30 protein-coding genes are annotated in these 24,051 nt (G+C 61.8%); 16 read left to right on the forward strand and 14 right to left on the reverse strand.

Translation table 11 applies throughout. The annotated features are described in order from the left end of the window. Positions 1-41: 41 nt before the first annotated feature. The 6 genes from EN852_RS27395 to EN852_RS27420 all read left to right on the forward strand — a co-directional run bounded on the left by EN852_RS27395 (position 42) and on the right by EN852_RS27420 (position 4,448). Positions 42-758 (forward strand): ABC transporter permease, encoded by a 717-nt coding sequence (locus tag EN852_RS27395; RefSeq protein ID WP_127878671.1) that lies wholly within the window; start codon positions 42-44, stop codon positions 756-758. Continuing rightward, positions 755-1,579: an ABC transporter permease gene (locus EN852_RS27400; RefSeq protein WP_127878673.1), complete on the forward strand. Its 825-nt coding sequence runs from the start codon at positions 755-757 to the stop codon at positions 1,577-1,579. Before EN852_RS27395 ends, EN852_RS27400 begins: the two co-directional genes overlap by 4 nt. A gap of 113 nt (positions 1,580-1,692) precedes the next feature. Beyond that, on the forward strand, positions 1,693-2,562 hold the full coding sequence (locus tag EN852_RS27405) for an NAD(P)-dependent oxidoreductase (protein ID WP_127878675.1): 870 nt from the start codon (positions 1,693-1,695) through the stop codon (positions 2,560-2,562). Positions 2,563-2,568: 6 nt separating this feature from the next. Further along, positions 2,569-3,273, forward strand: coding sequence for a DNA alkylation repair protein (locus EN852_RS27410; protein ID WP_127878677.1), 705 nt, complete (start codon positions 2,569-2,571; stop codon positions 3,271-3,273). After that, positions 3,233-3,811, forward strand: coding sequence for a GNAT family N-acetyltransferase (locus EN852_RS27415; protein WP_127878679.1), 579 nt, complete (start codon positions 3,233-3,235; stop codon positions 3,809-3,811). The genes EN852_RS27410 and EN852_RS27415 overlap by 41 nt, the downstream gene beginning before the upstream one ends. A 64-nt stretch (positions 3,812-3,875) precedes the next feature. After that, positions 3,876-4,448: a DUF3299 domain-containing protein gene (locus EN852_RS27420; RefSeq protein WP_127878798.1), complete on the forward strand. Its 573-nt coding sequence runs from the start codon at positions 3,876-3,878 to the stop codon at positions 4,446-4,448. Positions 4,449-4,469: 21 nt separating this feature from the next. On the opposite strand, the gene EN852_RS27425 is transcribed toward EN852_RS27420, so the two are convergent. The 4 genes from EN852_RS27425 to EN852_RS27440 form a co-directional block, all read right to left on the reverse strand. After that, positions 4,470-4,961 carry an Lrp/AsnC family transcriptional regulator gene (locus EN852_RS27425; RefSeq protein ID WP_006205209.1) on the reverse strand — a complete coding sequence of 164 codons (492 nt, stop codon included), beginning with the start codon at positions 4,959-4,961 and terminating at the stop codon, positions 4,470-4,472. Between the two features lie 108 nt (positions 4,962-5,069). Beyond that, the gene (locus tag EN852_RS27430) at positions 5,070-5,687 is read right to left on the reverse strand and encodes a uracil-DNA glycosylase family protein (RefSeq protein ID WP_127878681.1); all 618 of its coding nucleotides are present in this window, start codon (positions 5,685-5,687) and stop codon (positions 5,070-5,072) included. A 27-nt stretch (positions 5,688-5,714) separates the two neighbouring features. Beyond that, entirely contained in the window at positions 5,715-6,326 is a 612-nt protein-coding gene (locus tag EN852_RS27435) for a glutathione S-transferase (protein ID WP_127878683.1), read from the reverse strand. 47 nt (positions 6,327-6,373) lie between these two features. Continuing rightward, on the reverse strand, positions 6,374-6,997 hold the full coding sequence (locus tag EN852_RS27440; protein ID WP_127878685.1) for a thermonuclease family protein: 624 nt from the start codon (positions 6,995-6,997) through the stop codon (positions 6,374-6,376). Between the two features lie 76 nt (positions 6,998-7,073). Between EN852_RS27440 and EN852_RS27445 the strand changes: the two genes are divergently transcribed. Continuing rightward, on the forward strand, positions 7,074-8,597 hold the full coding sequence (locus EN852_RS27445) for a HAMP domain-containing sensor histidine kinase (RefSeq protein ID WP_127878687.1): 1,524 nt from the start codon (positions 7,074-7,076) through the stop codon (positions 8,595-8,597). Between the two features lie 16 nt (positions 8,598-8,613). On the opposite strand, the gene EN852_RS27450 is transcribed toward EN852_RS27445, so the two are convergent. Then, positions 8,614-9,609 carry a nicotinate-nucleotide--dimethylbenzimidazole phosphoribosyltransferase gene (locus EN852_RS27450; protein ID WP_127878689.1) on the reverse strand — a complete coding sequence of 332 codons (996 nt, stop codon included), beginning with the start codon at positions 9,607-9,609 and terminating at the stop codon, positions 8,614-8,616. A 165-nt stretch (positions 9,610-9,774) separates the two neighbouring features. Between EN852_RS27450 and EN852_RS27455 the strand changes: the two genes are divergently transcribed. Together EN852_RS27455 and EN852_RS27460 are read left to right on the forward strand one after the other, a co-directional pair. Beyond that, complete coding sequence (locus EN852_RS27455) at positions 9,775-10,005, forward strand: DUF1289 domain-containing protein (RefSeq protein ID WP_127878691.1); 231 nt, start codon at positions 9,775-9,777, stop codon at positions 10,003-10,005. A 10-nt stretch (positions 10,006-10,015) separates the two neighbouring features. Continuing rightward, positions 10,016-10,720, forward strand: coding sequence for a TIGR02281 family clan AA aspartic protease (locus EN852_RS27460; RefSeq protein ID WP_127878693.1), 705 nt, complete (start codon positions 10,016-10,018; stop codon positions 10,718-10,720). A gap of 86 nt (positions 10,721-10,806) precedes the next feature. On the opposite strand, the gene dusA is transcribed toward EN852_RS27460, so the two are convergent. Beyond that, positions 10,807-11,805, reverse strand: a complete 999-nt coding sequence (gene dusA, locus EN852_RS27465) for a tRNA dihydrouridine(20/20a) synthase DusA (RefSeq protein WP_127878695.1) — start codon at positions 11,803-11,805, stop codon at positions 10,807-10,809. A gap of 477 nt (positions 11,806-12,282) precedes the next feature. Here dusA and EN852_RS27470 point away from each other — a divergent pair, with 477 nt between their 5' ends. After that, on the forward strand, positions 12,283-12,981 hold the full coding sequence (locus EN852_RS27470; protein ID WP_246694432.1) for a site-specific integrase: 699 nt from the start codon (positions 12,283-12,285) through the stop codon (positions 12,979-12,981). Between the two features lie 303 nt (positions 12,982-13,284). On the opposite strand, the gene EN852_RS27475 is transcribed toward EN852_RS27470, so the two are convergent. Then, positions 13,285-14,397, reverse strand: coding sequence for a glycosyltransferase family A protein (locus EN852_RS27475; protein WP_127878699.1), 1,113 nt, complete (start codon positions 14,395-14,397; stop codon positions 13,285-13,287). A 349-nt stretch (positions 14,398-14,746) separates the two neighbouring features. Here EN852_RS27475 and EN852_RS27480 point away from each other — a divergent pair, with 349 nt between their 5' ends. Beyond that, positions 14,747-15,673, forward strand: coding sequence for a hypothetical protein (locus EN852_RS27480; protein WP_127878701.1), 927 nt, complete (start codon positions 14,747-14,749; stop codon positions 15,671-15,673). A gap of 476 nt (positions 15,674-16,149) precedes the next feature. Beyond that, entirely contained in the window at positions 16,150-16,335 is a 186-nt protein-coding gene (locus EN852_RS27485) for a DUF3606 domain-containing protein (RefSeq protein ID WP_127878703.1), read from the forward strand. Between the two features lie 125 nt (positions 16,336-16,460). Here EN852_RS27485 and EN852_RS27490 read toward each other — a convergent pair whose 3' ends face one another. Continuing rightward, on the reverse strand, positions 16,461-16,712 hold the full coding sequence (locus EN852_RS27490) for a KTSC domain-containing protein (RefSeq protein WP_246694426.1): 252 nt from the start codon (positions 16,710-16,712) through the stop codon (positions 16,461-16,463). A 75-nt stretch (positions 16,713-16,787) separates the two neighbouring features. Here EN852_RS27490 and EN852_RS27495 point away from each other — a divergent pair, with 75 nt between their 5' ends. Both EN852_RS27495 and EN852_RS27500 read left to right on the forward strand, forming a co-directional pair. Beyond that, complete coding sequence (locus EN852_RS27495) at positions 16,788-17,009, forward strand: hypothetical protein (protein WP_127878705.1); 222 nt, start codon at positions 16,788-16,790, stop codon at positions 17,007-17,009. A gap of 39 nt (positions 17,010-17,048) precedes the next feature. Further along, positions 17,049-17,642 carry an SOS response-associated peptidase gene (locus EN852_RS27500; RefSeq protein WP_127878707.1) on the forward strand — a complete coding sequence of 198 codons (594 nt, stop codon included), beginning with the start codon at positions 17,049-17,051 and terminating at the stop codon, positions 17,640-17,642. Positions 17,643-17,998: 356 nt separating this feature from the next. On the opposite strand, the gene EN852_RS27505 is transcribed toward EN852_RS27500, so the two are convergent. Next, positions 17,999-18,742 (reverse strand): hypothetical protein, encoded by a 744-nt coding sequence (locus EN852_RS27505; protein ID WP_127878709.1) that lies wholly within the window; start codon positions 18,740-18,742, stop codon positions 17,999-18,001. A 57-nt stretch (positions 18,743-18,799) separates the two neighbouring features. On the opposite strand from EN852_RS27505, the gene EN852_RS27510 reads away from it, so the two are divergent. Further along, on the forward strand, positions 18,800-19,363 hold the full coding sequence (locus EN852_RS27510; protein ID WP_246694427.1) for a hypothetical protein: 564 nt from the start codon (positions 18,800-18,802) through the stop codon (positions 19,361-19,363). 72 nt (positions 19,364-19,435) lie between these two features. Here EN852_RS27510 and EN852_RS27515 read toward each other — a convergent pair whose 3' ends face one another. After that, positions 19,436-19,924 (reverse strand): hypothetical protein, encoded by a 489-nt coding sequence (locus EN852_RS27515; protein ID WP_189546214.1) that lies wholly within the window; start codon positions 19,922-19,924, stop codon positions 19,436-19,438. A 244-nt stretch (positions 19,925-20,168) separates the two neighbouring features. On the opposite strand from EN852_RS27515, the gene EN852_RS27520 reads away from it, so the two are divergent. Then, on the forward strand, positions 20,169-20,633 hold the full coding sequence (locus EN852_RS27520; protein WP_127878711.1) for a hypothetical protein: 465 nt from the start codon (positions 20,169-20,171) through the stop codon (positions 20,631-20,633). Positions 20,634-20,941: 308 nt separating this feature from the next. Here the strand turns inward: EN852_RS27520 and EN852_RS27525 are convergent, their stop codons facing one another. Genes EN852_RS27525 through trbF form a run of 4 tightly spaced genes read right to left on the reverse strand, consistent with a single transcriptional unit; the run spans position 20,942 to position 24,048 of the window. Then, positions 20,942-21,163, reverse strand: coding sequence for a DUF2274 domain-containing protein (locus EN852_RS27525; RefSeq protein WP_127868102.1), 222 nt, complete (start codon positions 21,161-21,163; stop codon positions 20,942-20,944). 1 nt (position 21,164) lies between these two features. After that, positions 21,165-22,301, reverse strand: a complete 1,137-nt coding sequence (locus EN852_RS27530; RefSeq protein WP_127878713.1) for a TrbI/VirB10 family protein — start codon at positions 22,299-22,301, stop codon at positions 21,165-21,167. Next, positions 22,298-23,362 (reverse strand): P-type conjugative transfer protein TrbG, encoded by a 1,065-nt coding sequence (trbG, locus tag EN852_RS27535; RefSeq protein ID WP_127878715.1) that lies wholly within the window; start codon positions 23,360-23,362, stop codon positions 22,298-22,300. Before trbG ends, EN852_RS27530 begins: the two co-directional genes overlap by 4 nt. Further along, a complete protein-coding gene (gene trbF, locus EN852_RS27540) occupies positions 23,359-24,048 on the reverse strand; it encodes a conjugal transfer protein TrbF (RefSeq protein ID WP_127878717.1) in 690 nt (229 codons plus the stop codon). Before trbF ends, trbG begins: the two co-directional genes overlap by 4 nt. Positions 24,049-24,051 lie beyond the last annotated feature (3 nt).

The raw sequence follows: 24,051 nt of genomic DNA on the forward strand, positions 1-24,051 counted from the left end.
CTTCTCTTCTCCCGGGATCGCCACGGAGACACGACCCGTCAATGCCGGCCCAAAGCATTTGGACACTTCTCAGCTGGGGACCGGATGGCTGGAGTGACGACATTGCGTCTGGCGTTCTGGTTACCATCGTGCTGGCGCTCGCCACACTGCCGATCGGCCTGACGATCGGATTTTTTGTCGCCTTCGCCAAGCAGCATGAAGAGCCCTCGCTGCGGCTCGCCGCCAACATCTACACCACTGTCTTCCGCGGCCTGCCGGAGCTGGTCACGCTGTTCCTGTTCTTCTTCGGCATGCCGCTTCTGCTGCAATACATAGTGCGGCTGTTCAATCCGAATGCCACGATCGACGTCAACAGCTTCATCGCCGGCATGATCGTGCTGTCGCTGATCTTTTCATCCTATGCCAGCGAGGTCTTCCTCTCCGCGTTTCGCGCCATTCCGAAAGGCCAGTATGAGGGCGGCTACGCCATCGGCCTGGCGAAATGGCAGACGATGCGGCTGATCATCCTGCCGCAGCTGATACGCATTGCCTTTCCCGGCCTTGAGAATTGCTGGCTGAGCCTGCTCAAGGACACCTCGCTGGTCTCGGTGGTCAATCTCGCTGAGACCTTGCGCCAGTCCGGCGTCGCGGCGCGCGTCACCAAACATGCCTTCCTCTTCTATAGCGTGGCGGCGCTGATCTTCCTGGCTCTCGCCATCCTGTCGTCGATCGCGACCGGCCAGATTCTGCGTCATCTCGGGCGGAGAGCGGTGCGATGAGCGTCAGCCAGGCCATCGCCGTCGACAAGCCGCCCCCTCTGGCCCGCGGCTGGCCGCGCGCCCGCATCGTCGGCTACGCGCTGGTCGGCGTGTGGATCCTCTTCGGTCTCGGCATCGTCGCCTATCTCGTCTACGCTTGGAATCCAGAGTTTTTCGCCCGTTACGCGCCGGCCTATCTGCAGGGCCTGGGAACGACCCTGTCGCTGGTGTCCATTTCGATGGTGCTGGGAGCGATCTTCTCGCTGCCGGTTGCCTACGGCCGCATGTCCAAGAACTGGCTCCTTTCGGGGCTAGCCTATTGCTACGTCTATTTCTTCCGCGGCACGCCGCTGCTCGTGCAGACCTATCTCGTCTATTACGGCGTCGGCTCCTTTCGGCCGGAGCTGGAAACGGTCGGATTGTGGTGGTTCTTCCGTGAGGCCTTCTATTGCGGTGTCTTTGCCTTCTCGCTCAACACCGCCGCCTACCAGGCCGAAATCCTGCGCGGCGCCATCGAAAGCGTGCCGCGCGGACAATGGGAAGGTGCTGCCTCGCTTGGCCTGCACAAATTGCAGACGCTGCGCAAAGTCATCCTGCCGCAGGCAATCATTGTCGCGCTCAGGCCCTATGGCAACGAGCTCATCCTGATGATCAAGGCTTCCGCAATCGTTGCCATCATCACCGTGTACGACCTGATGGGTAACGCCAAGCTCGCCTACGCCAAATCCTTCGACATCCAGGCTTATATCTGGGTGGCGATCGTCTATCTGGTGATGGTCGAGATCCTGCGCCACGGCATCGAATGGATCGAGCGCCGCATCACCGTCCACCTGCATCGATAGATTGAACCCTGCAGGTCTGTGCCAGTCGATGCGGCTTGCCGCGCCTTGACGAATTCGCTGCATGGCCTAGACGTTCCGGCACTGAAATCTCTGTTTTGTTGGAAGGCAGGTCTATGGCATCGGTTGCATTTCTCGGTCTTGGCGTCATGGGCTATCCGATGGCCGGGCACCTCAGGAACAAGGGCGGCCATGACGTCACCGTCTACAACCGCACCAAGGCGAAGGCCGAGCAGTGGGTAGCCCAGCATGGCGGCAAGCTGGCGCTGACGCCGGCCGAAGCAGCCGAAGGCAAAGACTTCGTCTTCTCCTGCGTCGGCAATGATGATGATCTGCGCTCGGTCACCACCGGCGCGAACGGCGCCTTCGCCGCGATGAAGAAGGGTTCCGTGTTCATCGACAACACCACCGCTTCGGCCGAGGTGGCGCGCGAACTGGACGAAGCCGCGCGCAAAGCCGGCTTCTCCTTCCTCGACGCGCCCGTATCCGGCGGCCAGGCTGGCGCCGAGAACGGCGTGCTGACCGTCATGGTCGGCGGCGATGAGGCCGCCTTCGACAAGGCGAGGCCCGTCATCGACGCCTACGCCCGCATGGTCGGGCTGATGGGCCCGGCCGGTGCCGGCCAACTGACGAAAATGATCAACCAGATCGCCATTGCCGGCCTCGTCCAGGGGCTGGCCGAGGGCATCCATTTCGGCAAGAAGGCCGGCCTCGACATCGAAAAGGTGGTCGAGGTGATCTCGAAGGGCGCCGCCGGCTCCTGGCAGATGGAAAACCGCCACAAGACGATGAATGCCGGCAAATATGATTTCGGCTTCGCCGTCGACTGGATGCGCAAGGATCTCGGCATCTGCCTGGCCGAGGCCAACCGCAACGGCGCCAAGCTGCCGGTCACGGCGCTTATCGACCAGTTCTACAAGGATGTGCAGGACATGGGCGGCAAGCGCTGGGACACGTCCTCGCTGCTCGCGCGCCTGGAAAAATAGGCGACGATGGGCCTGCCCGATCCGAGCTGGAGCGCCGACGACATCGTCGCGCACCTGCGTGCGATCGGCACGGAGGCGAACTTGGCAGGCATGGCGCGCTTCGGCATCAATACGGCGAGCGCGCTTGGCATCGGCAACTCCGATTTGCGACCGCTGGCGCGCAAGCTCAAGAAGAACCACGAACGATCGCTTCTGCTGTGGGACAGCGGCATTCGAGAGGCGCGGCTGATGGCGGCCTTCACCGGCGAGCCGAAGAAGGTCGACATCGATCAATGCCGGCGCTGGGCCGCGGATTTCGACAGCTGGGAGATCGTCGACACTGTCGCCGACCTGTTTGCCGAGACGCCATTCTGGCGCGACCTGATCGACGAATTCGCCGAGGACGAACGCGAATTCGTCCGTCGCACCGCCTTTGCCATGCTGGCCTGGAGCGCGGTGCATTTGAAGAAAGAGCCGGACGCGACCTTCCTTGCCTATCTGCCGCTGATCAAGAAACATGCCCGTGATCCGCGCAATTTCGTCCGCAAGGCGGTCAATTGGGCGCTGCGGCAGGTCGGCAAACGCTCGATGAGCTTGCACGCCCCTGCCCTTGCGCTGGCGGAAAGACTGGCGGCATCGTCGGACAGGACGGCGCGCTGGATCGGCAAGGATGCGGTGAAGGAACTGACGGATGCCAAGCAGCTCGCAAGGCTCGCAGCCGCAAAAGCCTGACCTTGCCGGCATCCGCTTTGTCGAGGTGACGCAAGAAACGCGGGACCGTTTCGAAGACCTGTTCGAGCAGCCGGGCGCGCCGAAATATTGCTGGTGCATGGCCTGGCGCCATTCCAGCCGCGAGCACATTGGGAACGACGAGAAGAAGCGCATGATGATGGCGCTGATCGATGCCGGCACTCCCGTGGGCATCCTCGCCGAGTTGAACGGCAGACCGATCGGCTGGTGCTCGGTCGCGCCGCGCGAGACCTACCGGAAGCTGTCAAAGCAGCAGGACGATAGCGAGACCGGCATATGGTCGATCGTCTGTTTCTATGTGCCGAGGGCTTTGCGCGGCGACGGGCTGGCCTCCGCCCTGCTCGACGCCGCGATCGACCACGCCTTCGGCAAAGGCGCGTGTGTGATCGAAGCCTATCCCGTCGACGAGGCCGCGCCCAGCTATCGCTTCATGGGCTTTCGCGACATGTTCGTCGCGCGGGGCTTCCACGATATCGGCACCGCCGGCACGCGCCGGCATGTGATGCGGCTTGGCCGTTGAGCCCGGATCGGTCACGACGCTTTTACTCGATTCCGCAAATCGGCTGGCGGAGGATGGAGCGATGATGAACATGCGTTTCAAATCATGCGCGGCGTTGGCGACAGCGCTCTTGTTCGCGGCCACTGGAGCCGATGCCGCGGCCGAGGTCGCGCATATCTTCTGGAAGGATCTGCGCCCTGCAACGCAGGCGATCGCCGAGGACGCGAACCTGCCGATGATTGCGGCAAAGCTGCCCGATCACGGTGAGACCTTGTCGCTCAATCTCCAGGACAAGATGATACAGTTGGCCGGCTATGCATTGCCGGTCGATCGCGACGGCGACCTCGTTTATCAGTTCCTGCTCGTGCCGTGGACCGGCGCCTGCAGCCACATGCCGACGCCGCCGCCGAACCAGATCGTTTTGGTGACGCCGGCGCTTCCCTACACGATGAAAGAGGCCTACGAACCGGTCGCTGTCACCGGCGTGCTCAAGCCCGGCATGGAAAAGAGCCAGCTCTTCATCCTCGACGGCGTGTCGATCGTCCAGTCGGGCTATACGGTGCGTAAGGCGGAGGTAGCGAGGGTCGACACGGTGCCGGATACGGTCACCCTGCCGATCAACTCGCCGTGGAATTTCCTCAACAAGAAGAAGAACTAAAGCTGACCGGCGTGACCGTTGTCACGCCGCGTTCGCGCCCGATTCCTTATCAAGCACCATGTAGTCGAGCGGAATCTCCGTCGTGTATTTGATCTGCTCCATGGCGAATGACGAGGACACGTCGCGAATCTCGATCTTGGCGATCAGCCGCTTGTAGAAGGCGTCGTAGGCGGCGATGTCCGGAACCACCACGCGCAACAGGTAATCGACGTCGCCGCTCATGCGGTAGAACTCGACCACCTCGGGGAATTCCTGGATGACCTCGGAGAACCGCCGCAGCCATTCATGGCTGTGCGAATTGGTTCGGATCGACACGAAGACGGTGACGCGCACATTGACCTTCTCATGGTCGAGGATGGCGACGCGCCGCTTGATGACGCCCTCTTCCTCGAGCTTCTGGATACGTCGCCAGCACGGCGTGGTCGACAGGCCGACTTTCTTGGCAACATCGGCCACCGCAAGCGTGGCGTCCTCCTGCAGGAGGCGTAGAATTTTTCTGTCGAGGCGATCCATGGGGAGGCTCCAGGGGAATAGTTTGGCTATAATCCCTTTTATCGGAGCCTTTCACAAGAAAGAAATTCTGCCGAAGGCGGCAAAACCGAGTGATATCTTGCGGAATGCCTAACCAATGCGATAGCGGATTTCCGATCTCAGGAACGGCAGCAAATCAATTTCAAACCAGGGATTCTTCTTCAGCCAGCCGGTGTTTCGCCACGACGGATGCGGCAGAGGCAACACTTTTGGACTGGCCGGCGCATCCCAGATGGCGCGCCAATTCCTCACCGTATCCGTCAAGGACGCCGCGCGGGTCGTGCCCATATGCCAGGCCTGCGCATAGCTGCCGATGGTCAGCACCAGGTCGATCTGCGGCATCAGCGCCATCAGCTGAGCGCGCCAGGCCGGCGCGCATTCGCGGCGCGGCGGCAGGTCGCCGCCCTTTGCATCCTGGCCGGGAAAGCAGAAGCCCATCGGCACGATGGCGAATTTTTCCGTGTCGTAGAACTCTTCGCTGCTGACGCCGAGCCAGCTTCTGAGACGATCTCCGGAAGCGTCTGTGAAGGGCATGCCCGAGATGTGAACCTTGGTGCCCGGCGCCTGGCTGGCGAGCAGGATGCGCGCGCTCGCGGACGGTCTCAGCACCGGCCGCGGCTCGTGCGGCAAGGGCCGGCCAAGCGGCTGGTCGACGCAGATGCGGCAGGCCCGCACCCTCGCGGTGAGGCGCTCCAATGCTTCGATCATATCGGGCGGACTATCCAATAGCGTCGCTCAGGCCTTCGCGCTCGGCCGGCTCGTCAGCGCCGCGTACCAGCGCAGCACGTTCGTGCATTCCTCAGGCACCTTGATGCGGGCCGGCTTCATGAAATCGATGGCGATCATTCCGGTAATGTCAGCTACCGAATAGGCATCGCCGGCGGCGAACTCGCGCTGCGCCAGTTCCTTGTCGAAGAGGCGCAGGAATTCGATCACCTTCGGTTTGTTGGCCTCGCCCCATTCCGGGATCTGCGGCACCTCCCACTCCTTCATCGCCGGATGGATGTGCCGGAACGCGGCCGCGACACTGGCCATGAGGTTCAGTTCAAGTCGCCTTTGCCACATCTCGACTTTTGCCTTGCCGAGCGCTCCCTTGCCGAAAAGCGACGGCTCGGGGTGCAACTCCTCGAAATAGCGGCAGATCGCGATCGATTCGGTGATGATGGTGCCGTCGTCGAGCTCGAGCACCGGCAGGCGCCGCAGCGGATTGCGCTGCGCCACCTGCTCGCCGCGATGCTCCAGCGCGCCCATGTCGACGGGCACAAGCGGCACCGTCAGCCCCTTCTCGGCAAGGAAGACACGCACACGCCGGGGATTGGGCGCGCGGCCGCCATCGAACAGCTTCATTCCATCCTCCAGCTTCTCTACCGGATCATAGGGCTCGGATACGCCCATCACCAGAAGCGAAAGAACTCGCGCAACGCGTCGCTGAACGAGGCCAGCGTGCCGTGCTTTCGCTCGACCGGCGCATTGTGATGGCTGTCGCGCCAATCCTGTGGCGCCTCGAAGCTGCCTGCCCAGATGCCGACCTTGGCCGCTCTCGCCACCGCCTCCTCGGTCTCGAAGCCGCCGAAAGCAACCGCCCATCCGGCCTGCACCTGGGCCTGGTTCAGGTCGGTGTCGCCTGCCCTGCAATCGCCGAGCAGCCGGCCGTAGCGGTCGCGCTGCCAGCCGCTGCAGGAAACAGGCCTGCCGGCGATCAGGCGCACCAGCGACTGCCGCGCCAGCTTGCCGCAGGGATAGTCGGCGCCGTTCTGCCGGCAGGTCTGCAGATATTCAGGCGCATCGATACCGCGCATGCGGATGCGCTCGGCCCCGAGCGTGATCGAATCCCCGTCATTGACGATCACCGTGCCCTGCTCCGTACGCCTCTCGAAGCGATCGAGCCGCGCGGCCACCAGGATCAGCAACCCGAGCAAGAGGAAGGCCAGCCCATAGTCCAGCAGCTTGCGCCAGGGGCTGCGCGGCGGGCTTGCCGCGTAGCGCCGGCGCGGTCCTCGCGGCCCGAAGCGGCTCATATGGCAAACAGTCTCTTAATCATTCGAACGTAGCTTAACGAACTGAAAATCGCTGCGCGCAGAAATTGAAGTCCGTATGCCTTTGCTACGCTCGAACACAGCGGATAAATTCATTGTGGACCGCCGTAAACCGCACCGCAACAGCGATGTGGCGCGCGCGGTGCGCAAGACGCGCGACCGCCTTTCGCAACAGGCGGGCAGCCTCGACTTCGACCGCGAACTCCTGAAACTGCATGCGCGCGCCATGGTGGTCAGCGCGGTCGCAATCCCGCTGCTGGTGCTTGCGGTGGCGGCTCTCGGCCGGCTGGCAGGCCTGGGTAACCAGATCGCCATCTGGGCCCTGGCGATGCTGCTTTGCTACGCGATCGTCGCTTTCATGTCGCGGCGCGTCGAACGAACCGAAGCCGCCGAACTCGACCCTTCACAGACGCGCCGCGATTTTCTGGTCGGCCATTTCCTGTGTGGCCTGGGCTGGGCATGGTTCGCATGGATCGGCTGCGACACCTGCCAGATCGACCAGTTCCATGTGGCCAAGGCCATGGTGCTGCTGATCGCGATGGCGACGACCGCCGTGATGGCCTCCTCGCTTGGGGGCGCGCTGTTGGCGACCTTTGCCATCCCCGTTTCCGTCTATGTCTACACCATCATCCCCCTGTGGACGCCGATCGAAGCCACGATGGCGGCGCTCCTCATCGCGGCTCTCCCCTTCTTCGGTTACGTCGCGCGTCATCTCAATCAAGCCTCGTTGATGGTGCTGTCCTTCCGTTCGGAAAAGGACGCGCTGATCGCCGAGGTCGAGACGGCAAAATCGATGTCGGACGAGGCAAGGCGGCGCGCCGAGGACGCCAATCTGGCGAAGTCGCGCTTTCTCGCCTCGATGAGCCACGAGCTCCGGACGCCGCTGAACGCCATCCTCGGCTTCTCCGAGGTGATGGCCAATGAGGTTCTAGGTCCGATGAACAATCCGACCTATCGCGACTATGCCCATGACGTGCACGAGTCCGGCCAGCATTTGCTCGACCTGATCAACGAGATCCTCGACCTGTCGCGCATCGAGGCCGGCCGCTACCAGCTCAACGAGGAGCCGGTCGTGCTTGTGACCATCGTCGAGGATTGCTGCCACATGATGGAATTGCGCGCCCGCAACAAGGATATCCGCATCATCCAGGAGTTCGAGGAGACCTTGCCGCGCCTCTTCGCCGACGAGCGCGCGGTGCGGCAGATCACGCTCAACCTCCTGTCCAATTCGATCAAGTTCACGCCGTCCGGCGGGGAAGTGCGCGTGCGCGTCGGCTGGACCGCCGGCGGCGGCCAGTACATTTCGGTCAAGGACAACGGCCCAGGCATACCGGATGAGGAAATCCCGGTGGTGCTATCCGCTTTCGGCCAGGGCTCGATCGCCATCAAGAGCGCCGAACAGGGAACCGGTCTCGGCCTGCCGATCGTGCAGGGCCTGCTTGCCATGCATGGCGGCGAGTTCGAGCTTCATTCCAAGCTGCGCGAAGGCACGGAGGCGATTGCCATCTTCCCGCTGAGCCGGGTGATGGAGGAACTGCCGGCCCTGCCGACCAAGACGGTCGCCACGCGCGGGCGCCGCTGACGCGATCCCCGCGGCTCTAGAGCCGAACAGCCATCGCCATGCCTGAGCTGGTCAGCGCCGCGGCCTTGACGATACCGGCAGCGAGAGCGGCCCCAACTCCTTCGCCATGGCTGATGCCGAAATCGAGCAGAGGCCGCAGTCCGAGCCTTTCGGCAGCCTTGGCATGGCCAGGCTCGGGCGACAGGCCGGCAAGCAGACAATGGTCGAGCGTACCGGGGCTGGCCGCATGCAGAACAGCGGCCGCGGCAGTCGCCACGAATCCGTCGAGCAAGACGGGAATCTTCTCCATGCGGGCCGCAAGAATGGCGCCGCAGATCGCCGCGAACTCGCGTCCGCCGACCCGTCGCAGGGCCTCCAGCGGATCGCCGAGGCCGGGACCATGAAACGCCAGCGCCCGATCGACAACCTCGGCTTTTCGCGCCATCGTCGCCGCATCGGCGCCAGACCCCGGCCCAACCCAATCCGTCCCCTTGCCGCCGAACAGCGCGGCGCAAAGGGCAGCCGCGATGGTCGAATTGCCAACCCCGAGATCACCTAGGCACAGCAGATCCGCGCCGCCGGCGACCGCCTCCATGCCGAAGGCCATGGTCGCGGCGCAGCCGCGCTCATCGAGCGCCGCCTCCTCCGTGATGTCGCCTGTGGGGATATCCAATGCCAGGTCGAAGACTTTCAAGCCGAGATCGTTGGTGATGCAGACCTGGTTGATCGCGGCCCCGCCGGCGGCGCAGAGCTCGACTTCATTGGCGGTCGCCGCCACACGCCGCGGCGAAATGCCGTGCCGCACCGCGCCGTGATTGCCGGCGAAGATCGCCACCAGCGGCCGGTTGATCGCCGGCGGCGCGCGGCCGCTCCAGGCGGCAATCCAGGCCGCGATGTCCTCGACGCGCCCGAGCGATTCGTTCGGCTTGTCCGCTTTGGCAAACAGCGCGCGGACACGCGCGCCCGCCGCGTCATCGGCAGGCGGCAACGCCGCCAGGAGGCTTCGGAAATCGTCGAAAGGCTTAGCAGGCATTTGCGTCGGTCGCGGCTCGTTGCGGAAATCGCAAGCGGCATAGCCGCCTTCTCCCGCCGGCACAACCGCCTGGCGATGCCGCGAACAGGTGGCCTTGCGACGCATCGCGGAGGGCTTGCATTGCTCCAACGGTTGCACCATGTGGAATGAACGCAAGAGAACAGCATGACCGCCATCGAATCCCCCTGCATCCTGGTCTGTTCGATCGATATGAAAACCGGATTCTGCTTCGGTTGCGGCCGCACGCGCGACGAGATTTCCGGCTGGCTCACGATGACCCCTGAATCGCGCCGGGCGGTGATGTCGGAACTGCCGGCCCGGCTCGAAACGGTCGAGCGCCGGCCGCGCCGCGAAACAAGGCGTGCCCGCATGGCACGCGAACGCGGCGTTTTGTGAGAAGAAACCGATGAACCGGCTGTTCTGGATCGTCATGGTGGTGATCGGCGTCGGGCTGGTGCTCTTGATGCTCAACAATTCGGCCGGCCGCACTTTCGGCATGAACAACAATGATTTCGGCCGGCTGATCTGGGTCGGCGTGCTGGTCATGGTGATCGGCGCGAGCCTGCTCCGCTCGGGCCGGCCGCTTGGCGACATGGCACGCAATATCGGTGTGTGGGCCGCGTTCGTGCTCGTGCTGATCGCCGGCTATCAGTACCGCTATGAGCTGCAGGATGTCGCGAGCCGCGTGACCGCCGGCCTGTTGCCGGGCAGCCCGCTGGCGCTCGGCGTGGAGAATGGTCGCCCGACCGTCACGCTCGACAAGGCCGACAATGGCCATTTCGAGGCCCGTATCCTGGTCAACGGCACGCCGGTGCGCGCCGTCGTCGATACCGGCGCGACCAGCACGGTGCTGACCTCGGAAGATGCTCAGGCCGCGGGTTTCAACCCGGCGGCGCTCAGCTACAGCGTCGACGTCTCGACCGCCAACGGCATGGCACGTGCCGCGACGGTCAGGACCGACGAATTGGCGATCGGCGGCATCGTGCGCAAGGACATGTCGGTGATGGTCGCCGCGCCTGGCATGCTCGACCAAAGCCTGCTCGGCATGAACTTCATCGGCTCATTGTCGGGCTTTGACGTGCGCGGCGACCGCATGATCCTGCGGGACTAATGCATGTCGCCCAGAAGTGTGTAGCGGTTCTGGGACCACGACATGCATTAGAAAAAAGGTTAAAGCGCAACGCGCTTAACCGAAAGTCAGGCCGCGTCGGCTTCCACGGCAGTGAAATCAATCGCTGCGAACGCGCTCTTCAGCACCTCCGGACCGGCGCCGAGCTTGTTCGCATCCGTGGAAAGAATCTGCCGGAAGCGGCGCGCGCCGGGCAGGCCGTGGAACAGTCCGACCATATGGCGGGTGATGTGGCCGAGTCGCCCTCCCCGCTCGATATGGCGCGCGGCATAGCCGGCCATGGCGTCGATCAGCCCCGGATAGTCGAAGGCGGCTGCCACTTCGCCGTAGAACGCGGCATCAACGCCGGTCAGGATGCCGGGTGTATGATAGGCGGCGCGGCCGAGCATCACGCCGTCGACATGGGAAAGATGCGCCGACGCCTCGGCAAGCGATTGAATGCCGCCGTTGATGCCGATGAATTCGTTCGGCTTTCTGGCCTTCAGCCGATAGACGCGCGGATAGTCGAGCGGCGGGATGTCGCGGTTCTCCTTGGGACTCAGCCCCTCCAGCCAAGCCTTTCGGGCATGCACCCAGAGCGCGTCGGCGCCGGCCGCGAGCACGCCGTCGGCGAGCGTATCGAGCGCAGGTTGCGGGTCCTGATCGTCGACGCCGATGCGGCATTTGACCGTGACGGGGATTTTCACCGAAGTTTTCATGGCCGCGACGCATTCGGCGACCAGGTCTGGCGTCTTCATCAGGCAGGCGCCGAACGTCCCCGACTGGACGCGGTCGGACGGGCAGCCGACATTGAGGTTGATCTCGTCATAGCCGAAGGCCTCGCCGATCCGCGCCGCCTCGGCGAGCTTTGCCGGATCCGATCCGCCAAGCTGCAACGCCACCGGATGCTCGACATCGTCGAAGCCGAGCAGCCGTTCGCGCGCGCCGTGGATGACGGCGTCCGCCACAACCATTTCGGTGTAGAGCAACGCGCGACCCGTCAACTGGCGGTGGAAGAACCGGCAGTGCCGGTCCGTCCAATCCATCATGGGCGCAATGGCCACCCTATGCTCTTGATTTTTCAGCATTTTTCGTTTAACATCAAATTCTTAGAACCTGCCGAGTGCACACGAATTTACGCCAAAATACGACCCTTTTCGCCACGTTTCGATCTCTCAGTGCACACGGAGCGCACACGAAAAATGGCCACCTACACAAAATTACCATCCGGTTCTTGGCGCGTGCAGGTTCGTCGCAAAGGTCGCTACGTCAGCGAGACGTTCTTGCGTCGGGACGACGCACGGAGATGGGCGACCGAAACCGAACGCCAAGTCGACCGCGGCGAGACACCGACCAAGTCCCGTGTAGCGCGCCTCAAAACTTTTGGCGAACTCATCGACCTCCATATCGACGACATGTGCGATGTAGGCAAGCCCCCTCGCCGCTCCAAGGCCGCCGCCCTCGAGATGCTTAAACGACACCTGGGGAAATGCAACATCGCGGCTCTCGATCGCGAACGGCTCATCCTTTTTGGTCGTGAGCGAGCCGACCAAGGTGCCGGACCGATGACGCTCGGCATCGATATTGGCTTCATAAAGCTCATCCTGTCTCATGCTGCGGCCGTCCACGGTCTGCCGGTCAAGGTGGAGCCGGTTGATCTGGCCCGTATCGCCCTAAAGAGGCTCGGTCTCGTTGGCAAAGGCCAGCAGCGCGACAGACGGCCGACACAGGATGAACTCGACAAGCTGATTTGTCATTTCGACGCAAACCCTCGCCAAATTGCGCCGATTGGCCAGATCATTCGCTTCGCGGTCGCAACCGCCATGCGCCAGGAGGAGATCTGCAAGGTGCGTTGGTCTGATTTGGAATCTCGCACGCGGATGCTCCTGATCCGCGACAGGAAGGATCCTCGAAACAAGAACGGCAACAATCAGCGCATACCGCTGTTCGCGGCCACTGGATATGATGCGTGGGCCATCGTCGAGGAACAGCAGGCAAAGCGCAGCAATGACGATGATCGAATTTTCCCGTTCAATCATAAGTCGGTCGGCACCGCCTTCCGTCGAGGGTGCGGTGACCTCGACATCCACGATCTTCATTTTCACGACTTGCGACACGAAGGAACGAGCCGCCTGTTTGAAGCTGGGTTCACAATTGAACAGGTAGCGTTGGTTACTGGGCACAAAGATTGGAAGATGCTGCGCCGCTACACACATCTGAAGCCCGAGACGCTTCACGCTATCTACGCGGGGAAGGCTGCATAGTTCAGGACAGCAGGGGGCGGGCTGCGGACCGAAAGTCCCAGGCGAAGGGCGCCGTTCGCATTACGTAAAGTCCGGGCGATTAAACGACTGATATTGCGATCTGGCCGATCAGCCGACGCTAGGCGCAGGCGGCAATGCGAATTTAAAACCGATTGCGCAGCAGACGGAGCGGTATCCTGCTCATGCGGCTAACTATGGGCGCGACGTGGAAGCGGTTGAAGCGCTCGCAGCCCATACGCGCGAGCAGGGACAGGGCTGCTGTGAACGACCGGGCAATCCCGTCGGGCGAAGCCGCTCGGACTGTTAGCTGCCGTAATTCGAATGCTGTTGCGTGCGGGCGTAAAATTCCTTCTCGCCGTCCTGTATCTCGACCCGCCCTTCCCACGGCAGGTGAACAGCGGTGTACCGGCCGGCCACTCTCACGCCATCATAGGTTTTGGAGTGCCGATAATATTTCTGATCGACCATGCAAAAGGTGGTATCGATGCGAGCGTCGAATACCCTGTCGCCTCCGTCGGTGAAATGTAGCGGCTTTGACCAAAACTGCTCCTCCCATTCCGAAATTGTTCCGTCGCGCCGGTCCAAAGTTTCCCTGGGGAACAGGTGACTTCTTGAAATATCGAGCGCAAAGCCGGCTTTTCCGACAGCGTGCCGCACGGTGAGACCACGCAGCTCGCTGACAAAGTTGGATGGCAAGCGCCGGTTAAATAGGATGTCTGGATCGGTGATGCAGAAATGCCTAGGAAGATCCCACCTTAGCCGATTAATTGATTGATTCGGACCAATATTTTCGTCTAGCCGAATGATCCGGCGACGCGCGTCCTCTCTCCGAAGCCAGTCCCGCATTTGAGGGCTTGTCGAGGCATTGTCGATAAATCGGATGTCGTCGAAGCCCACGCGCCACAACTGATCCAACATCAAGGCGCAATAGGTCGGGTTGTTGAAGCACGGCACTAGCACCGGCACTTCTCCCTGTCGACCGTACTCGGGTGTCGGCCAAAGGCTTCGCGCCACGTCTGAATGGGCGAAAAGGACACTGAATCGAGTGCCGCCGAACTCTCGGTCCCGAAGAATCGGAGTGAGACCAGCGGAAATCAGGGCTTTGAACAAAGCAGCAGTCGTCTGGGGAGGATCAGGTGCCTCGATCTTGACAAGGGCAGCACCCACTCGCTCAGGCACTTCTATCGCACCCCCAGAGGAAATGTCCCCGGCCTCGATCCGCCAAGCGATGTTCTGGCTCGAAGACCTTATGATCTCAGTCACGGAACTAAATTCGTCATCCAGCGCGACGTTGCCGGATCGCTCCTCCGGCATCGTAGACGCAACATCTAAATAGCTGAGTGTTCGCGCGCTCAGGATGGGTGGGCGGCGCTTCCGCAGAAGATTGCGACGCCACTTTTCAAGCTTCCTGCGCATTACTTTGGCCAAATATAAGCAGCTTCTAAATTATTATGCAAAGCATAAGTATCTACTGCTAATATAGTTATGGGGCCGGCTGCACAACTGGCGAAACTCGAGGGGCGTGATTTTTTGTCAACAGGGCGTTGCGGTCATGGTGGCCTCTTGTGATGAAGGGGGGCGGCTCAGCGAGCGTCGTCTATGCCGCTTGATTTGACGGGAGTTTTTACTTAGCTGCGCATGCAACACGGGGTGTTCGAATGTCTAGACTGACGTCATGGATGCGGGACAAAGGTTTTTTGGACCGCAATACAAACCGCAAAGAGGCGTTTCCGCTGGGTCCCGTGGCGTTTGGAGCGCCGGGGGCTTGGTCGCCATGATCTCTTTGCGAGAGTACAAATTGCAGGATTGGAGCCGCTTGCGGCCGATCGTGCATGCGTTCAAAACTGTTCGCTATCGAGTTACTGACGATCTGTTCTTCCGTCAACGGGCAAGAGACGGCGACGTTGAGGATATCCAGGCCCTTGCCAGAGCGCGCCGCGTCCTACTTACCGTAGCCTTCAACGACGCTCAGTGCCTTGAAATCCAGCTAAGGCTGGCAAGCAAGCTAGTGCAGAGCGACATTCACATCGTAGCCGACAACAGCACTAGCAATGCTTCCGCTGGCGAAAATAAACGGGCCTGCCTAAACCATGGCGCTGCGTATGTGAGGCTTCCCGCCAATCCGTGGACTGTCAGGAACCCAAGTCGATCACACGGCGCTGCCATGAATTGGATGTGGCACAACGTTGTCAAGCCTGCCGCTCCGACCGCGTTCGGTTTCTTGGATCAAGACCTTTTCCCCACACAGCCATGCGCCCCGTTTGAACCTCTTGAACGTGCCCCTTTTTACGGTGATTTGCGCTGGTCGGACGGGAGATGGTTTCTTTGGGCGGGCTATTGCTTCTTCCGCTTTGAGGCCGTCGGGCGCAAGCCCCTCGACTTCTCGCCCGACTGGTTTATCCGCCGTCTCGACACGGGCGGCGCCAATTGGGAAGTGCTCTACAAAGATGTGGAACCAGGCGCGGTACCGCAAAGGCCGATAACGCAAATCGCCGCCCTGCCCGGCGTCGATCTCAGGCAGGCTTATTGCGAATGGCGCGGAAGCTGGCTTCATGAAGTCGGCCTTGACGGCGACTTGTCCTTGAAAATGAGAAAGCGGGAAGCAGTTCTTAAGCTGCTGGAGCCGGCACTGTCAGCGGCTCCGCGCGATGTCGAAGGTGCCGGCGTCAAATGTGCCGCCACCGGCACCTGATAGGCTGAGCTGGGTCAAAATCCCGGAAGGGCTACGTTCCCGAACCGGTCGTGGCGCTATTGCCGCCGAAGAAGCCAGGGCATCCGGCCGCCCAGAGGTTGGTGACGGCATCTATCAAGACAAGCGTGGCCAGGCAACTACAGAGGTCGCCCCCGCTCCGGGTCTGCCCGATCAGAATGCTTGAGGACGACAACCGCCAGAATGCTGCCCAACGCGCTTCAGACAAATGCGCACGACGTTGCGTTGGCGCAGTGCCAGTCAGCGGGCCGATCATGCTTGGTCGAGCAAGGCGGTTCGGGACTTTGATTCCTCCGGCTATCAAGAATGGCGCCGGCACTGGATCAATCGGGCATGTGAGCTGTGTTGCCTGCCGATCATAGGCGCCACGGCCAGTCGTTTCGGTTCCGTTAGCACTCGCTAATGGGAACAATCCGGTGTTGCCGTTGTTCAAAAGGACAGGTCAGGAGATTGCAACGATGGCTGACGACAAGACCAAGCGGGATTTTCGCGACCGCGACCGGGTGTCGGCAGATGAAGATTACGAGGTCCGGTATTTCGCGAAGCAGCACCGGATCAGCCCCGAGCAGGTTCGCGATCTGATCAAAGAACACGGCAACGACCGGAAGACTTTGGAGCGTGAGGCAAGGAAGCTTCGAGGATGACGAGGCTTAACTCGGCCCTGCGAAAGGAGTGACGGTGCACCGCCCGCCGGACTTCAAGGAGGGTTCGGACTATCATCGGTGTGAGACGTGCGGTCAGGTTGTCGACTGGGAAGACATTAGACAGGTTATGTGGCACCAGTTCCAGGAGGACCATGAGCCGCTGGAACTCGACAGCTAGTCGGGAATACGTCGGTACCGGAAGTGATTGCGGATATGGTCTTGAAAAAGCGGCCTTTGACAAAAGCCGACCGGAATGCGGTGTAGGTTTCCGGAGGCACTCCCTCAAAGTCGTAACGCTTGCCGCTGGCCACGAACCAGACGGAGAGAATCCTGCTGGTCGGATCGTATTCTGTTTTCCTGATCGAGGTGGATGGCATGGAATACCCATCGTTGCAGTTCGCCAACGATCGGCCCCGCCTTTTGTTTCAGAAACACGAACCTATAACGCCTGCATGAAGACCATAGCGACTTACGATTCGGCGGCGGGGACCTTCACGCTCGAGAAAAACATTTGGCGCGGGACATTCCCTATCGCCGACTTGCCAAAGTGGCTGGCCTTCTACCGGCATCAGATGCAGCGTTATCCGGCGCAAGCAGGCAATTACGCACTCGATGTCGAGGCGCTTGAAATGCTCGCCAAGCAGCTAGAGGATCGTGAACGTGGCGCCCGCTGACTTTTTGCGGAACGCCATCCGTTCGAGTAAAAGAGCCGAATGTGCAACGACTACGAACAGCATATCGCCTGGGCTGAATACTGCCGGATGATGGAATCGCTGGCGCTCAAGGTCCCTACCCATCAGACCGAGCTCGACCTCCCGCAGGCGGACGATATCCGCATCAATGATCCGGCGCCCATCATGCGCGCCACAGGCGACACCATCGAGCTCGCCTCGATGACCTTCGGATTTCCGCCCTCGGGCCCCAAAGGCGGCCCTGTGTTCAACTTCCGCTCGGAAGGCCGGCAATTCGGCAACAGCAACCGCTGCCTGGTGCCGGCGTCGGCCTTCTTCGAGTTCACAGGAACGAAGTATCCGAAGGCCAAGCACCGTTTTACGCTCAACGGCTCGCCATTCATGGCGATTGCCGGCCTTTGGCGTGAAGCCGCCGGCAACAAGCCGCCGACGTTCACCATGCTCACCACCGAGCCCGGACCCGACGTCGCGCCGATCCACAACCGTCAGATTGTGGTCCTTCAGCCGGAGAACTGGGCGGCCTGGCTCAACCTGAGCAAGCCCGAATCGGAGTTGCTGCAACCGCTCCCGGCCGGCTCGCTCTCGGTTGAGATGGTGCGTCCTGAGAAGTCATAGGTCATCGCCGCAGGAATTCCAGAACGCAAGCTCTAGGATACGCTCATAGGTACCCTGGCGGCTCCAAACGCCCTGTGCGCGTCCCCTCTCCGCTGCCACCGAAGTGACTTAGGACGGCAACCGCGGCTTCGCGCTCCGCGAAGCAATGTGGCCGCCATTGCTCTTGCTTGCCGTTCTCCCAAAGCGCGATCACCGTTCCCGTCTGGCATCTGAGGCCACGCTCTCTGAGGAAACATCCGATCAGCGTGAAGTTACGATCCGTGCAGATATCGTCCAGCAGCGCCACCTGATGGGCCAATCGCGGTCGATTATCGACGGCGCCGGGATGCCCCGCCCGCGCTTAACCAGTGTCCACGTTATTCGAAATGAGCAGCCTGGCCACGCATGATCGCCAGCGTCAGAGCGATGGCGGTGTTGGCCGGTGGTTTTGCCATGTGCAGCGATCCGTCGAAGTCGCGCCATGCTGCCATACTCAGGTCATCGTCAAGGATGTCGTCTCCGCGGCGAGGATTGATCACGCGGGCGTCGCAGGGTTCTTGGTCGATCTCGATGGTCCAGTCCGCCAGGGATTTGTGGGCGATGTCGGTGACCTGCGCCAGGTTGCTGGTCAGATAGGGCAGATCCAATTCCGCGGCCTGTTCCGGCGTGCCGCGCTCACTTATCCATCCAAGCGCAAACGCAATGTCGACATCGATCTGCCGGTCCGGCCCCGTGGCGGTTTCCAGACGCTCGATGAGGTCGCCGTAGAGTTGTCTTCGCTCCGGCCAATTGGCCGGATTTGCCGCTTCAACCTTCGAACGGGGTTCGCCGACCAATTCCAAGACCAGGTGCCGACAGACCTTGTCATCTGGCCACCCCGAGCAACACGCATCGCAGGCGGCACGATTGGCTTCCAGCCAGGTATCCGCCGCCGTCTGCTCCTGCTCGCTTGGCTCCTCGCCTTCGGGGAATCCTTTGATGTCCCACCCCTCCAGCGCAAACATGCCGTAAGCGGCGTCCTCAGCCGTGATTCCGGCCTCATCAAAAACGGCCTGCGCGGCCTTTACCCCGCGAGCAATTTCCTCGGGTGTGGCGCCCTCAATGTCCAAGCGAAGCTCCATGCTCGCCTCCTATGATCCATTAGCGTGATATGAACAAAACAAGAACACGAAGTCAAGGTGAGCCTTGACGAGACAGGAATATGTTCCTTATTCCTGTTTCGATCTGGAGACGGAAAGGACCGAGGGCGACGCGCTTCAACCGCGCTGGCCGGCGAAGCTATGCCCAAAACGGACGAAGACAACTTTCGCATTGAGGTCTGGGATCGCGAGGAGACGGCGCTGGTCGAGACGATCAGCCGCTCGCCTGATTTCTCGGTCAGCCAAGCCGCCTGGCAGACGGCAATCCGCCGGCGCCCCGGCATGCTGCTGATCCACTACAACAGCCGTCACATCATGGAGAAAATCCTCACGCCGGGAGAACCCAAACTCCCGCCTGAAACGATCGTCGAGGGCAGCGTTCATGCCGGCCTCGACGTGTCGCTTGGCGATCTGCGCGAATGGCACACGCTGCGCGCATGGTGCAAAAACTGCTCGCACCATGCGCCCGTCAAACCGGCTAGTCTGATCCGCCGCTATGGTAAGGATGCCCTGTTCAGCTCGGTCGAGAGAGCACTGTTTTGCACCAGTTGCGATCGAGGCGGCCCGGTACGGCTCGAGATCCACAAGCTGCCGCGAAACTGACTGACTGCCTTCGACACACCAGCGGCGGGCTATCGATCCAGTGGGAGCTCTCCTGCGTAGAAACAGGCCGGCTCAGGAACGGGCTTTCGTGAGCCGCCGAAGAAGCGCGTAGTCGTCAAGGTCCTTGTATGGTGTGAGGTCCAGATCGGCAGGCACTTTCTTCAATGTTTCTTCGTCGATTGCCTTTTCATGACGTTTCATGAAGCGCTGATAGTCCACCCACCTTATGCCGCTCGTTCGAACGGCATCCCGTTCGATGCGTGAGGCAATCTGGTGCGCGTGAAGGTAATGCAGTCGTAACTCATCCAGAAGCGCCTTCTCGACGATCTCGTGACACACTAAGAAAGGCTCGATCCGAACCGCTTTGTTCTTCGCCTTCAGTGTGAGGGGTAGATGTCTGTCGATGTAGACGGTCTTGGCATCGAGGCTGTAGCCGGCGATGTAGGGGATGTCGAACTCGTGAGAGATGGTGACTCTGCGGTTGAGGGCAGCCACAACATCGGACAACACGCGGGCATCAACATCTTCCGATTTGTGATGAACCTCACTCTCAGCGAGCAATCGTTTCTCCATTGCTGAGTGGCTGTCGAGATGCCGAAGCGGCTGCCACAAAAATCAGGCGAGCGATAAAATGTTCCATAAGGCTCCAGGCGACCGGGACCCAGGCTCCGGGTGGCGGAGGAGCCACTTCAAATCTTCTCCACGCTGGAACTTCCCGACCAGAACGAGGTTTGGCTGCGAAGGGACGCGGAGGCGACTCTGGACTGCGCTGCTACAGGCGGGAGGCCTCGCACAGGAGACGGCCATGAAATACCAGACACTTGAAGAACTGAATGCGGTCGCGGAAGTCGAACCATCGTTTCCGGCCATGACGCGAACTCAGCGCTTAGAGCATTGGGCCATGCTGCTCGAGCGAAACCCCGAGCGTTGCATCGTCGCCTTCCCGGGGACGGAGTACATGACCCTGGATGTGCGCCACAAAGGACAGTGCGTGGGCTCCGCCCTCAGCATCGCCTTCGCGGATCCGGTGTTGCGCGCGCAAGGTTTGAAGGACGACACGTACGGCGAGGCCAAGCGCTTCTTCGAGCTGGCGGAATGGCAGCTGCACGCCATCGTCTGCCACTGCCATGTGGGCGCCACAATGAAAGCCGGATGGGCTGCCGTTCAGGTTCGCTCTGCCATCGACAAAGACAGCAAGCTTTTCAGCAAGCTTCGCGAAGCTATTGCCCGTCGGCCGGTATTCCGCATCTTGACGCATTTGCGCGAGTGAAGCCCGGCGGCAGCCGAATCCCACTCGGACGTTTTCAACGACTGATTTGGAAATGCTGGTCTGACATCTCCAAGACGGGCGACGCCCAGGAAGCTCACCCTCAGGGTCGCCCGCATCCCTTGAGCCCATCTCCGGCATTGGGCCAAATCAACCGTAGCTCCGCCGGTCGCCGGCAAGCGGCGAGGCTAATTTAGCCGTCTATTGCCTCGATCGGGCAAGCCACTGCCGATCGAGTGGATTACCCCGATCGCCGGCCGAAGCGGTCGTGCGCCAGCGCATCAAGTGGGCTGGTAGAAGATAAGTCTGATCTAAGCCTGCTCCTTCTTTGCTTTGGAAAAGCCGCGATCCGCCGCGATGAACCGCTCAAGCATCGGCGCGATCAAGCGCGACGGGCTGGCGGGTGGCTGCCCTGTCTCGCGGCCAAGGATCTCTCCATATTTCACCAAATCGCGATGCAGAGGCGCCGGCAGTTCCACCGTGATCTTCACCGGCTTGTCGTCGGCGATCACTGCGAGTTTCAACTTGGCCATGTCAACCTCCATATGGTTCAAGCGCAAGGTCGCGGGTGACGAGGACGCGAACGGGAAATCCCGGCCGGATCATAAGAGTCGGCGCTATAGCGAGCTGGCGCTGAACGACTTGCTGGCCTACCTGGCTAACGCTATCGGAGGCGCCGCTGCGCAGAGCACGCACGAGATCGCTCTCTTGGTCGGAGGAACCAGCCTGCGCGCCAACACTCAGAACGGTCGACAACGCCGCAGCCTTGAATAGCTCGCCCCAGTGATAATCGACGCCGTCCTCGAGGCCAGCGTAGCCTTCCGCGTCCGCGCCTGGCTGCCGTTCCAGAACGATGGAGCGCCCGTCGGGAAAGATCAGCCTGTTCCAGACAAGCAACACGCGACGCTGTCCCGGACCAATTGCGCTGTCGTATTGCCCGATAACACGAGTGCCTTGCGGAATGAGCAGGGAGCGGCCGGTGGGACTGTCATAGACATTTTCAGTTACCTGGGCGCTGATCTGGCCGGGCAGGTCGGACCGGATACCCGTGATGAGCGCGGCCGGGATCACGGCGCCGGCTTGAAGCACATACTGGGAAGCCGGAGGCGTGACGTGATCTGGCGCCACGGTGCGGCGGTCAGCGGCGGCCGACAGGAAAGCTAGCTGGCGATCCTGCCCATTTGGCTGTCCGTTCTGACTGGCAAGGTCGATGCCAGCAGGCGCCGATGCTTCCTCGGTCCTGGCATCTTGTTGCGCCGTCTGAAAAAACACGCGCGAGGTTCTGGCGGCGTCCTCCTCGGCCCGCCGGCGTTGCTCGGCTTCGTCGATCGCAGGGCTTGCGACCGAGGATGGTACGCCCCCCTGCCCCTTGTTTTGGGCATCGAGGATCGGTCCGCCGAGGTCTCCAGGCAGCGGCGGCCCAAGGACAGGCCCGGTATAGTCGCGCGGAAGCCCTGCCAGTCCATCGGCGGGCGGCCGATTGGAGGTTGGGTAGAGTTCCTCGCCCTGCTTGAATCTGTTGGAGTCCTGCAGAGCGTAAATCAGCGCGCCGCCGACACCGAGCGAGGCTACGAAGCCGATGGCTGCGAGCATCTTGCGCGACAGACGCGTGACACGCGGCGCCTCGGCGCGAAGCCGCATGGGTTCGACAAGCCTATCCTTCTCGTTCATGGCTGCGGCGCTCCCTTCGACGCCGGGTTCGGCGCCTTCGATCCGGCGTTGTCGCCTGGCCTGTGCCACAATCCATCGGTTCTCCCTCCGTCGAGGCGGGCTATCCTTACCGTTTGCTGCCGCTTACCGGCGCCAAGACGCAGTTCGGCAGCGCCGAAAAGGCGGTCGACTATCAGGACGTTTTGGTAGACGCGGCTGTTGGTGATTTCGGCCTCGCCATCCGGACCGATGACGAAGATCGGCGGCAGCTCGCCTTGCACGATGCCGCGCGGAAACTCCACATAAACTCTGCGGCCATCGTCAAAGGCGCTCACCGGCTTCCAAGGCGGGCTGTCGCCGGTGAGGCCATAGCGATAGTTGCGCGCTGTAACGTCCGGTATGACCGGCGTTGCGGCCACGGTCGGCAGGAGGCCCACTTTCAGCGCTGGGTAGGACCACGAAACGGCGGGCATGTAGGGCTTCGCACCGGATCGTAGCTCAAGCATATAGCTGCGCCGATCAGTGGCGATGATGAGGTTCGTTGCGATGTCGGCCCGCGAGGGTTTCACCAGGACGTGGACGCGTCGGGCAATGCCCGAACCGCTTTCGGTGTTGCCGATGATCCAGCGCGCGGTATCACCGGCGGCGATCGGACCCTCTCCCGTCAGGCTCTCGCCCGGCTCAAGCGCAATGTCCGTTATCTGGCCAGGCGCGGCGTAGACCTGATAGAGCGCTCCTTCGCTCCACGGGTAGATCTGGATGGCGTTGTAGTAGCCCTCCCGGCGCGGCTCCACGCGCGCCGCGGCGTTCGCGTTCTCGACGCGCGCGGCCGGCGTCTCGCCGATGGCGCCGCCGCGCGCGGCAGCCCAGCCGGGTGGCACGCGCAGAGGTTTCGGCCTTTGCTCTGTCGCGGCCGCCGGAGCCGGCGGCAACGGCGGAACATAGCTGTCGTAACTGATCTCCGGGGGCTTCTTCGGAGACATGGCGCAGCTTGCGAGCAGCGACGTCCCCGAGACCAGCATGGCTGATAGCAGATATTTTGAAAACATCGAGCCGGCTTCAAAACGCAAGGTCTGGCTCATTGGCTCATCTCCCGCGACCAGTTGACGGCGTTGACATAAATGCCGAGCGGATTGGCGCGAAGTCGCTCGGCGTCATTTGGCATCTGCGTTACGATCGTCAGGATCGCGGTCCAGCGCTCGGTGCCGGAAAGCTGGCCGTTTTCATACCGGCGCTCGATCCAGGCGACACGAAACGAGTTCGGCGAGGCGCGGATGACCGAGGAAATCTCCACCGCGACCTGTTGCTTGCTTATCCTGGAGAAAGGATCGTTGGCCCGAGCATAGTCGTTGAGCGCCGCAGCACCCTGATCGGTGGTCCATTCATAGGCGCGCAGCCAGTCCTGGCGCAGGATGACCGGATCAGTGGGAATGGAGCGCACCTGTTCGATGAAGCGGGCGAGATGCCAGGCGATCTGCGGATCGGTCGGCTTATAGTCGGCGATCGCGGGTGCGGTCGCCTGGACCTCGCCCAACCTGTCGACCTGCACGACCCAGGGCACGACGGTACCGCGGGCCAATTGCCAGACCAGGGAAGCGGCAAGGCCTGCCGACAGGATCAGCGATCCGAATGCCATCAGGCGCCAGTTCCGCGCCTGGACACGGGCGGAGCCGATGCGCTCGTCCCAGACCTGCGCCGCCTTCTGATAGGGTGTCTCCGGTCGAGGGGTCTTGCCGTAGTGGACGGCGGGGCGCCTAAAGATGTTCATGGA

The organism is Mesorhizobium sp. M2E.F.Ca.ET.209.01.1.1, assembly GCF_004010375.2.
Taxonomy (GTDB): domain Bacteria; phylum Pseudomonadota; class Alphaproteobacteria; order Rhizobiales; family Rhizobiaceae; genus Mesorhizobium.

Excerpts from the sequence above, each read along its gene's own strand:
- EN852_RS27505 (WP_127878709.1), bottom strand. The coding sequence starts at position 18,742 with ATGGAGCTTCGCTTGGACATTGAGGGCGCCACACCCGAGGAAATTGCT.
- EN852_RS27530 (WP_127878713.1), bottom strand. The coding sequence starts at position 22,301 with ATGAACGAGAAGGATAGGCTTGTCGAACCCATGCGGCTTCGCGCCGAG.
- EN852_RS27405 (WP_127878675.1), top strand. The coding sequence starts at position 1,693 with ATGGCATCGGTTGCATTTCTCGGTCTTGGCGTCATGGGCTATCCGATG.
- EN852_RS27500 (WP_127878707.1), top strand. The coding sequence starts at position 17,049 with ATGTGCAACGACTACGAACAGCATATCGCCTGGGCTGAATACTGCCGG.
- EN852_RS27470 (WP_246694432.1), top strand. The coding sequence starts at position 12,283 with ATGACGCTCGGCATCGATATTGGCTTCATAAAGCTCATCCTGTCTCAT.
- EN852_RS27450 (WP_127878689.1), bottom strand. The coding sequence starts at position 9,609 with ATGCCTGCTAAGCCTTTCGACGATTTCCGAAGCCTCCTGGCGGCGTTG.
- EN852_RS27425 (WP_006205209.1), bottom strand. The coding sequence starts at position 4,961 with ATGGATCGCCTCGACAGAAAAATTCTACGCCTCCTGCAGGAGGACGCC.
- EN852_RS27455 (WP_127878691.1), top strand. The coding sequence starts at position 9,775 with ATGACCGCCATCGAATCCCCCTGCATCCTGGTCTGTTCGATCGATATG.
- EN852_RS27460 (WP_127878693.1), top strand. The coding sequence starts at position 10,016 with ATGAACCGGCTGTTCTGGATCGTCATGGTGGTGATCGGCGTCGGGCTG.
- EN852_RS27485 (WP_127878703.1), top strand. The coding sequence starts at position 16,150 with ATGGCTGACGACAAGACCAAGCGGGATTTTCGCGACCGCGACCGGGTG.
- EN852_RS27400 (WP_127878673.1), top strand. The coding sequence starts at position 755 with ATGAGCGTCAGCCAGGCCATCGCCGTCGACAAGCCGCCCCCTCTGGCC.
- EN852_RS27395 (WP_127878671.1), top strand. The coding sequence starts at position 42 with ATGCCGGCCCAAAGCATTTGGACACTTCTCAGCTGGGGACCGGATGGC.
- dusA (WP_127878695.1), bottom strand. The coding sequence starts at position 11,805 with ATGCTGAAAAATCAAGAGCATAGGGTGGCCATTGCGCCCATGATGGAT.
- EN852_RS27520 (WP_127878711.1), top strand. The coding sequence starts at position 20,169 with ATGAAATACCAGACACTTGAAGAACTGAATGCGGTCGCGGAAGTCGAA.
- EN852_RS27495 (WP_127878705.1), top strand. The coding sequence starts at position 16,788 with ATGAAGACCATAGCGACTTACGATTCGGCGGCGGGGACCTTCACGCTC.
- EN852_RS27440 (WP_127878685.1), bottom strand. The coding sequence starts at position 6,997 with ATGAGCCGCTTCGGGCCGCGAGGACCGCGCCGGCGCTACGCGGCAAGC.
- EN852_RS27435 (WP_127878683.1), bottom strand. The coding sequence starts at position 6,326 with ATGAAGCTGTTCGATGGCGGCCGCGCGCCCAATCCCCGGCGTGTGCGT.
- EN852_RS27445 (WP_127878687.1), top strand. The coding sequence starts at position 7,074 with ATGCCTTTGCTACGCTCGAACACAGCGGATAAATTCATTGTGGACCGC.
- EN852_RS27420 (WP_127878798.1), top strand. The coding sequence starts at position 3,876 with ATGAACATGCGTTTCAAATCATGCGCGGCGTTGGCGACAGCGCTCTTG.
- EN852_RS27475 (WP_127878699.1), bottom strand. The coding sequence starts at position 14,397 with ATGCGCAGGAAGCTTGAAAAGTGGCGTCGCAATCTTCTGCGGAAGCGC.
- EN852_RS27525 (WP_127868102.1), bottom strand. The coding sequence starts at position 21,163 with ATGGCCAAGTTGAAACTCGCAGTGATCGCCGACGACAAGCCGGTGAAG.
- trbF (WP_127878717.1), bottom strand. The coding sequence starts at position 24,048 with ATGAACATCTTTAGGCGCCCCGCCGTCCACTACGGCAAGACCCCTCGA.
- EN852_RS27490 (WP_246694426.1), bottom strand. The coding sequence starts at position 16,712 with ATGCCATCCACCTCGATCAGGAAAACAGAATACGATCCGACCAGCAGG.
- EN852_RS27430 (WP_127878681.1), bottom strand. The coding sequence starts at position 5,687 with ATGATCGAAGCATTGGAGCGCCTCACCGCGAGGGTGCGGGCCTGCCGC.
- EN852_RS27415 (WP_127878679.1), top strand. The coding sequence starts at position 3,233 with ATGCCAAGCAGCTCGCAAGGCTCGCAGCCGCAAAAGCCTGACCTTGCC.
- EN852_RS27410 (WP_127878677.1), top strand. The coding sequence starts at position 2,569 with ATGGGCCTGCCCGATCCGAGCTGGAGCGCCGACGACATCGTCGCGCAC.
- trbG (WP_127878715.1), bottom strand. The coding sequence starts at position 23,362 with ATGAGCCAGACCTTGCGTTTTGAAGCCGGCTCGATGTTTTCAAAATAT.